The following is a 7,931-nucleotide window of genomic DNA, read 5'->3' on the forward strand; positions in this document are numbered from 1 at the left end:
CGCCATGATTTCGTTTGATAATACGGAGATTGCTTTTGCTGGTAAGAACAATAGCGATTTAAACTGGACTTATCGTTTGTTTAAAATGATAGGTAAACCATGGTTAGTGAAGTTTGGCAAGGTTGCTACAAATATAGCCTTTGCCATACGTTTACCGATTAAAGGATTGGTGAAGAAAACCATCTTTAAACATTTTTGCGGTGGTGAAACAATTTCAGATTGTAGTTTGAAAATTAAAGAATTGGGCGATTACAAAATCGGTACAATTTTAGATTACTCGGTTGAAGGTAAAAGTTCGGATGATGATCTGGATCGAACGAGAGATGAGATAATCGCTTCAATAGAGACTGCTAAGAACAATCAAAATATTCCTTTTGCTGTTTTTAAAATTACGGGGATTGCTCGTACAGCTTTATTGCGTAAAGCAAATATTGAAGGTGCTGAAATGACCGATGAAGAGCGGGATGATATGACTGCAGCGGTAAAACGAGTTGATGCTATTTGTGGTGCGGCTTTTGATGCAAATATTCCTGTATTCATAGATGCAGAAGACAGTTGGTTTCAAGATGTAATTGATCGAATGGCGAAAGCCATGATGATGAAATACAATAAAGATCGTGCAATCGTTTTTAACACCATTCAAATGTATCGTCACGATAGATTAGCATTTTTGGAGAAAACCTATCAAGAAGCAATTGCTGGAAATTTTATTCCTGGTATTAAGCTGGTCCGCGGTGCGTATATGGAGAAAGAACGCGCGGTAGCTGAAAAAGAAGGCTATCCGTCACCAATACAAGCAACAAAAGAAGATACAGATAGAGATTATAATTTAGCATTAGAGTTTGTTGTTAAAAACCTAGACAAATTTGCGCTATGCGCTGGAACACATAACGAAGAAAGTTCGCTATACCTTGTAGAATTAATGAAACAATACAAGATTGATAAAGGTGATGAACGTGTCTTTTTTGCTCAGCTGTTAGGTATGAGTGATCATATTTCGTTTAACCTTGCTCATGAAGGTTATAATGTGGCAAAATATGTGCCTTATGGTCCGGTAAAAGAAGTTATGCCTTACCTTATACGAAGAGCACAAGAAAATACATCTGTGGCTGGTCAAACTGGGCGAGAGTTAAGTTTAATAATGACCGAGTTAAAAAGACGTCGATCATTGCGATAAGCGAGATAATTCGTCCAAACATTTTGGACAAAGACAGTCTTCAAATTCGTTCCGTAATTGTTCTAGAATTTCTTGCTCTAATTTTACTTTAGTGCAATGACAGTTTTCTATCTCCTCGACTTTACATTCGAACGAAGCATGGCATTTAGTGCATTGTTTTTTCATTTTTAAAATTCTTGTTCACCCACAAATGCTGGTGAAAAATTCACCATATATAACTGTTCACTTGCTCGTGTAATAGCGGTGTATAACCACCTCATATACTCAACATCCCACATGTCATCAACAAAATAACCATGATCCACAAAAACAGCACTCCACTGTCCTCCTTGTGCTTTGTGACAAGTGACTGCATAACCAAACTTAACTTGTACCGCTTGAAAATAAGGGTTTTGCATTACTTTTCTGTTTCTTTCTTTTTTGTTGGTAAGATAAGGATACTCTTCCGCAGCAATTCGATAAAATAACTGCTTCATCATGTCTCTAGGAATTGAAGGGCCTTCGTATCGAATAGCATTTAACAAAATTTTTATTTCAACATCTTTCATGTCTGGATAATCGATCAGTCGAACCAAAACATCCGCAAATTCACAACCAAAAATCTCTTCTCTCCGAATGATTTTTAGGATTTCCATTAACTCACCATTGGCAATAAATCCAGCTTGTGATTTTGCGTCCAACCAATGGTAATTGTTTTGTGTCGCCATCAAAACATCTCCAGCATTTAAATCATCTTCTTGCCACAAAATTCTTCTTCTTATTTGCTCATTGAATAAATTAGCTCGTTTGTTCGATCGCGTGACAACCATGACTTCATCACGACCATAATTATTAATCGCGCTCTCCAATTCTTCTTGTAGTTCGGTGCCGTTTATAGCTCTTGCATCTTTAAATTCGGTAGGAAGCATTGGCGGTAAATCCTCAAAATCTCTCAAACATGTAGCGACAGAGAGTATACCTGATTCTTCGGCTTGACGTACAATTTCATTCAATGCACCACTGTATATTTTTAAACCATAGGTTGCTCGAATAAAATCTAATTCCAATGCGGGACTTTGAGACATTCCTACAGGTGGCAACTGACCTTTGTCTCCAATAAAAACCAATTTACAGTTCTCACCAGAATAAACGTATTCAATTAAATCATCAAGTAAACTTCGCTCAGAGTATTGATGATTGCTACTCACGGAAATCATGGAAGCTTCATCAACTAAAAAAACCGTGTTTTTATGCTTGTTTTGTCCTAAAGTAAAAGCATTTTCACCTTCTGCTTCATTACTGAAATAAATTTTCCGATGAATGGTTGAAGCTTTGACGTTACTATAATTCGATAAAACTTTAGCCGCTCTTCCGGTAGGTGCTAACAATACGGATTTGAGACGAAGTATTGGAAGTGTATTGACAAAGGCTCCAATTAAACTAGTTTTTCCAGTTCCTGCATACCCAGTTAGAACGAATATCTCAAGACCTTCTGAGCTTTGGTTACCAAAAGTCCAAACAAAGTCTGTTAACGAATCGATAACCTGAGTTTGATCAGTGGTAGGGGCAAAACCGAGATTTTCATTCAAGTTTTCAATAAAAGTGGACTTTAATATAGGCTTTTTCAAGGTTTATAGCGTTTTATTGATGATTTTCAATGTTATGGAATTATTAATTTTACTCCACTTACTGCTTAAGAAACGCTAAGGTATTGAACTATTTAAAAACGATTGTTCATATCATTGAGTTAAATATGTAAAAAATATATTGACTGACAGATTAACGTTCGAAAAAAATTGTAGTTTTGTCCAATAAGAGTGTACTGAATTAAAATTTAAAAATGGATTTTTTTAATACTTTAGATAAAGTGAAATATTATATCGGACGATTCATGTGGCCGGTATTATTTTTAATTGTTGGATTATTCCTATTGAAAATGGCGGTAGTGCCAGAAGTACAGGAATTAAACAGTTCAAAACTTTCCGAATCGGGTGAGGTTGTAAAAGATACGGTTGAGTTAACCCAAAATTCAGGTTTCCTTTATGCAAGTTTATTTTTCCTTGCGGCAGCAGTGGTTTGGTTCTTATACTTATTTGACATTGCGAAATCTTTTGTAGGCTACCTAATAATGGCTGCAATGGTTGTTTGTTCTGCTGTTGTTATTTATATGGATTACACGAATATTCAAGAAACTGTTGAATTTAATGCAGCAGTTGAGATTCGCGACATAGATATCAAAGCCAGAATGGATGATATTAAAGAAGCTGAACTGGCATATAAAGAATTCCATGGACACTACACAAATAGTTTCGATGTATTAATCGATTTTGTGAAAAATGGAAAGAAAATGAAAATCTATAAGCGAGGATCTATTCCTGAACGTAAAATTACTCCTGAAGAGCGTGATTTTATTTATGGTGATAATCGTCCAATTGATAATTTAATGACAGAGGTTGAAGCAACATTGTTAGCGAACTCTGAAAATCCTCCGGCTGACTTAGAAGGATTTAAACGTGATACAAATTACGTGAAAGTTTTGGATGCCGTTTTCAGAGATTCTACAAGAATAGATAATAGAGCTAAAACTGGTGCTTCATTACAATTTCATCCAGATTCATTGCGCTTTGTGCCGCATACTAAAAACTTGGTTACGCTAGACACAGCAAGCACTATCGTAAATGAGGTTGTAATACCAACAATTTATATTGAGATGTTACATCCGTTGAATAAACAGCTAGGAGAAGATTCAATTGTTTACTCTATTGGAGACTTAAACTCTAATACGACTAGAGAAAGCTGGAAAGATTAAATTGAGGGTAAGTGCATGGGGGTGAATAAAGAAGATGCTTATCAATGTGCGCTTTGCATGGATTTAACGGCAGATTGTTTTCAATTCGCTATACTAAATCCTAAAACCAAAAAGATTATTTCCAGAAAACGATTCGAATTAAGTACGTATTCAAAGGATGAATTAGCAGATTTATTGAAGGATGAATTATTTGGATATGAATATTTAAATTATTCTCTCACGACGGGTACAATTCGGAATACCTTAATTCCAGTGGATTTATTTTCTTTTTCTAAACCAAAAGAAATCTTTAAATTGAATTATCCGGAGCCTTTTGAAAATTTGGATTATAATCGAATTCCGGAATTGGGTATTGTAAATATTTACGAGGTTCCTCTTTGGATTAAATCGCTTTTCGTGATTAAATTTCCACGAATCAAAATTGTGCATCGTTCGACAGCTTTATTAAAAGGAGTTTTTGACCTTCCTACTTTTAGTCCAAAGCTTCATTTATTGATCGACGAAAAGGGGTTTTATTTATTATTGACGCAAAAGTCAAAATTGGTTTATTTTAATCACTTTGATTACAAAGAATTGTCTGATATCATTTATTTTGTTCACTTTGTGTTAGAGCAAAAAGAATTAGATCAATCAGATTTTGATATTCATCTTTACGGACAAAAAGAAAATTGGAAAGGGTTAAAGGTATTACAAGATCACTTCGCTTCCAAAATAAAAATTGCAAATGAGGCTGAAACTGCAGAAGATTTTTTGCTAGCCAAACAATTATTATGCGTATAATCAGAGGGAAGTATAAAGGGAAACGATTTTCACCACCAAAAAAATTTCCATCTCGTCCCACTACGGATATGGCGAAAGAAGCCTTGTTTAGTATTTTAGATGCGCGCATGTATTTTGACCGACTGGAAATTTTAGATTTGTTTTCGGGGACGGGAAATATTAGCTTAGAATTTTTATCGAGAGGAGTTGGTAAAGTAGTGAGTGTGGACCAACATCCCGTATCATACAAATTCCAACAAAAAATAGCTCATGAGATAGATGATGTTAATTGGTCTATCATACGTAAAAATGCGCTTGAATTTCTTGCCGAAACACCCCTAAAGTTTGATGTGATTTTTGCTGATCCCCCATTTGATTTTGATAACCTGCAAGAGATATGTGAAACTGTCTTTGAGCGTGAATTATTGTTAGAAGATGGTGTTTTAGTGATTGAACATAGTGATAGAAAATCATTGAAAAAATTGCCTAACTTTAAACGAGAAAAGTCTTACGGCGGCGTTGCTTTTAGCTTTTTCGAGAAAGAATAGAGTAAAGTAAATTAATAAAATCTACTTAACTTCGTTTTCAATACTAATTTTATGGAAAAAATAGGTGTGTTTCCGGGTTCTTTTGACCCTTTTACTAAAGGACACGAAGATATTGTCAAAAGATTTCTCCCTCAATTTGATCGCATTATTATTGCAATTGGAGAGAATTCTAAAAAACAATACATGTATACAATTGCAAGTCGAATGTCCCATATTCAGTCAATATTTGAAGGAGATGAAAGGGTGTCAGTTGAAGCATTTGAAGGTTTAACAGTTTCTTTTTGTAAAGAAAAAAAGGCAAGGTATTTGCTTCGTGGCTTAAGGAATTCAACAGATTTTGAATTTGAAAAAGCCATCGCTCATATGAATGAAGATGTTGCTAGAAATGACAATTTTGAAATTGAGACTCTTTTCTTAATAACAGATAAAAAGTTTTCAGCAATAAGCTCTTCTATCGTTCGAGAAATTAAAAAGAATAATGGTGCAATAAAACAATTTGTAACAAATGAAGAACACTTAATTATAAATGCATAAATGACAAGATTTTTAATTAACATACTAATTGTTTTCACCGTAGGTATTGGCTATGGCCAGAACGAAATTACTGGTTTTGCGCCTGATTTTATAGGAAAAAACGTTAGTGTATATACCTATCAAGATTATGTGACAAGGAATAGGGTTGAAATAGGAAAAGGAAAGGTGGAAGAGAAAGACAGTTCTTTTCATATTGCGGTTTTAACTAACTCTACGATTAAAATTATTGTAGAAATTGAGCGAACAGAAGCTTCAATGTATCTCGCTCCTAATACGGATTATTTTGTCTATTTTCCTGCTTCAGATCAACCTGTTGCTTATGTAAATTCAACAACTAGTATTTACTTCAATGATCTTGATTCTACAGATATTAACTATAGGATTTTACAATATCATCAATGGTTCGATTCTTATATAGCCTTAAATCAAAATGGAGTTGCTCAAGGAAAGTTTTTATCCTATTTGGATTCTTTTAAATTGTACGTGGCAGATGCCTATCGTCATGTTGAAGACCCGTATTTTATAACTTATGTGAGGTATGATTTAGGTGAGATGGAGCAAACATTTGGTGGAAATATGCGTGGTAAAAAACGGTTGAACACGTACTTAGAGTATATTGAACGATTTCCGATTTATTATGAAAATGATCGTTATATGAAGTTTTTATTGGCTTTTTATGACAAAGAATTTCGTGAGTATTTGCCTGTTACAGAACAAAAAATCATGGAGGCTATTTTTAAATCTAGCCCTACCTTATTAATGCAGGCCCTAAAAGGAGATATTTTGTTGGCAAAACCGGAATTGCGGGAGTTGGTTATGATTGACAAACTGGGAAAAGCGTACTATCGAGAAATTGGGTTCCGACCAAACATTGTGAATATTTTAGATTCGGTTTCAACTTATGCCTTGAACAATGTGAATGCTACAGTAGCTAAAAATGTGAGAGACTATATAACAAAATTAGAAACTGGTTTTCCGGCCCCGGCATTACAGCTACAAACCAATGAGCAAGAAATAATTTCATGGTCTAAATACAAAGGGAAATTTGTCTATTTGAATTTTTTTGCCACCTGGAATGAAAGGGCATTGAATGATTTAGCAATTATGAAGAAGCTAGTAGCAAAGTATAATCAAGATATTGAATTTGTTTCTTTATGTATGGATAAAGATTCGACCACTTATGAAACATTTTTAGAGAAAAACCCTGAATATAATTGGGAATTCCATTATTTAGGTCCCGATCATGATTTAGTCAAGGATTATAAAGTAACAAATGTACCGACCTATTTTTTAGTGGACCAAGAAGGGTTTATTTTTGCAGCACCAGCTTTGGCTCCATCACCAAATGGTAAATACCAGTCAGTTGATCAAACAATGCATGAAATTAAACAGGCCTTACACCCTCAAGAACGAATTAGAGTAGGGGAGAAATAGTATTTTATAAAAATAGCTTTGGATAAAATACTATTGCAGCGATAATAATAGCGTATAAGGCAGATAAGAGTACGGCCCCAGCAGCGATATCTTTAATGACACCAATTTTAGGATTTTCTTGGGTACTGATAAAATCAAGTGTCTTTTCTATTGCAGTATTAAAGCCTTCAGCAACCACAACGGCAGTAATAGCTGAGCAAACAAACAACCAGTCCGTTGATGAAATTGCTAAATAAAATCCACTAATCCCAACAACAATGATCGCCGCTAAATGAATTTGAGCATTTCGTTCTGTCTTAAAAAGGATGTATATGCCTCGGAATGCATTAAAAAAGCTACGAAAAATATTAGATTTTTGTTTTTTCATGTCCTATACTCATTTTGAAAGATAGGGGATTTTTTATTTTTTTACAATTTTTAATTACTGGATTATGTGCTTCTTTAGACAAAGTAAAATAGTAAAATAGTAAAATAGAACAGACCTTAAAGTTTTATTCCCATAGATTGACACGAAAGGCGCTCATTAAACTTTAAAAGGTTTGTCGAATACTTTCGTTTTGCACTAATAAACCACCAACTTTTCCACAATATCAACTCCAACAACAGTGAAAAAACGAAGGGCGTAGGTTCCTGCACTTAAAGCGTTTAAATTTAACGTTTCTTCCGCATAAAAGTTGGGCATATTTTTACT

General features: G+C 34.4%; 9 protein-coding genes. 6 read left to right on the forward strand and 3 right to left on the reverse strand.

Going from position 1 to position 7,931, the window contains the following annotated elements:
• The first annotated feature begins 4 nt into the window (after positions 1–4).
• Positions 5–1,177: a proline dehydrogenase family protein gene (locus tag A8143_RS16130; protein WP_070138596.1), complete on the forward strand. Its 1,173-nt coding sequence runs from the start codon at positions 5–7 to the stop codon at positions 1,175–1,177.
• Here A8143_RS16130 and A8143_RS17405 read toward each other — a convergent pair.
• Together A8143_RS17405 and A8143_RS16135 are read right to left on the reverse strand one after the other, a co-directional pair.
• Positions 1,166–1,342 (reverse strand): cysteine-rich CWC family protein, encoded by a 177-nt coding sequence (locus A8143_RS17405; protein ID WP_083261429.1) that lies wholly within the window; start codon positions 1,340–1,342, stop codon positions 1,166–1,168. The two genes, A8143_RS16130 and A8143_RS17405, sit on opposite strands and share 12 nt — an antisense overlap.
• A 2-nt stretch (positions 1,343–1,344) precedes the next feature.
• The gene (locus A8143_RS16135) at positions 1,345–2,784 is read right to left on the reverse strand and encodes an ATP-dependent DNA helicase (protein WP_083261430.1); all 1,440 of its coding nucleotides are present in this window, start codon (positions 2,782–2,784) and stop codon (positions 1,345–1,347) included.
• Positions 2,785–2,996: 212 nt separating this feature from the next.
• Here A8143_RS16135 and A8143_RS16140 point away from each other — a divergent pair, with 212 nt between their 5' ends.
• From A8143_RS16140 to A8143_RS16160, 5 genes are read left to right on the forward strand one after another with little or no spacing between them, the layout of a single operon-like run.
• Entirely contained in the window at positions 2,997–3,965 is a 969-nt protein-coding gene (locus A8143_RS16140) for a hypothetical protein (RefSeq protein ID WP_070138597.1), read from the forward strand.
• Between the two features lie 15 nt (positions 3,966–3,980).
• Positions 3,981–4,745, forward strand: coding sequence for a DUF3822 family protein (locus A8143_RS16145; protein ID WP_070138598.1), 765 nt, complete (start codon positions 3,981–3,983; stop codon positions 4,743–4,745).
• The gene (rsmD, locus tag A8143_RS16150) at positions 4,736–5,272 is read left to right on the forward strand and encodes a 16S rRNA (guanine(966)-N(2))-methyltransferase RsmD (RefSeq protein WP_070138599.1); all 537 of its coding nucleotides are present in this window, start codon (positions 4,736–4,738) and stop codon (positions 5,270–5,272) included. Before A8143_RS16145 ends, rsmD begins: the two co-directional genes overlap by 10 nt.
• A 51-nt stretch (positions 5,273–5,323) precedes the next feature.
• Positions 5,324–5,806, forward strand: coding sequence for a pantetheine-phosphate adenylyltransferase (coaD, locus tag A8143_RS16155; RefSeq protein WP_070138600.1), 483 nt, complete (start codon positions 5,324–5,326; stop codon positions 5,804–5,806).
• Positions 5,807–7,240: a TlpA family protein disulfide reductase gene (locus A8143_RS16160; RefSeq protein WP_070138601.1), complete on the forward strand. Its 1,434-nt coding sequence runs from the start codon at positions 5,807–5,809 to the stop codon at positions 7,238–7,240.
• Between the two features lie 4 nt (positions 7,241–7,244).
• Here the strand turns inward: A8143_RS16160 and A8143_RS16165 are convergent, their stop codons facing one another.
• Complete coding sequence (locus A8143_RS16165) at positions 7,245–7,607, reverse strand: diacylglycerol kinase (RefSeq protein WP_070138602.1); 363 nt, start codon at positions 7,605–7,607, stop codon at positions 7,245–7,247.
• Positions 7,608–7,931: the final 324 nt, after the last annotated feature.

Source organism: Crocinitomix algicola, from assembly GCF_001661595.2.
GTDB classification, from domain to species: domain Bacteria; phylum Bacteroidota; class Bacteroidia; order Flavobacteriales_D; family Crocinitomicaceae; genus Crocinitomix; species Crocinitomix algicola.